Origin of the sequence: Streptomyces aculeolatus (assembly GCF_020400605.1) — a bacterium.
Classification (GTDB): Bacteria; Actinomycetota; Actinomycetes; order Streptomycetales; family Streptomycetaceae; genus Streptomyces; species Streptomyces aculeolatus.
The window spans coordinates 1-498 of record NZ_JAINRD010000101.1 but is presented as its reverse complement, the minus strand read 5'-3'; the positions used below and the strand labels follow the sequence as shown (position 1 = coordinate 498).

The 498-nt window shown below is 67.3% G+C and carries 1 protein-coding gene; it reads left to right on the top strand.

Features of this window, described 5'->3' with window-relative positions:
- On the top strand, positions 1-498 hold a 498-nt coding region (locus LG396_RS38885), incomplete at both ends, for an OB-fold nucleic acid binding domain-containing protein (protein WP_263980127.1).

Genomic DNA, 498 nt, shown 5'->3' with positions numbered 1-498 from the left:
GGTCAAGCGGAAGGAGGCCGAGGGGCAGTTCGACCTCTTCGGCGGCATGGGCGACGAGACCGCGGCGGACGAGCCGGGCTTCGGGCTCGACGTGCAGTTCGCCGAGGAGGAGTGGGAGAAGTCGTATCTGCTCGCCCAGGAGCGGGAGATGCTCGGCCTCTACGTGTCCGACCACCCCCTCTTCGGCGTCGAGCACGTCCTCAACGACAAGGCCGACGCCTCCATCGCCGCACTCAACGGCGGCGACCACTCCGACGGCACCATCGTCACCATCGGCGGCATCATCTCCGGGCTCCAGCGGAAGATGACCAAGCAGGGCAATGCCTGGGCCATCGCCACCGTCGAGGACCTCGGCGGCTCCCTCGACTGCATGTTCTTTCCGGCCACCTATCAGCTGGTCTCGACCCAACTCGTCGAGGACGCCATCGTCTTCGTCAAGGGACGGCTCGACAAGCGGGAGGACGTCCCGCGCCTGGTCGCCATGGAACTCGCCGTCCC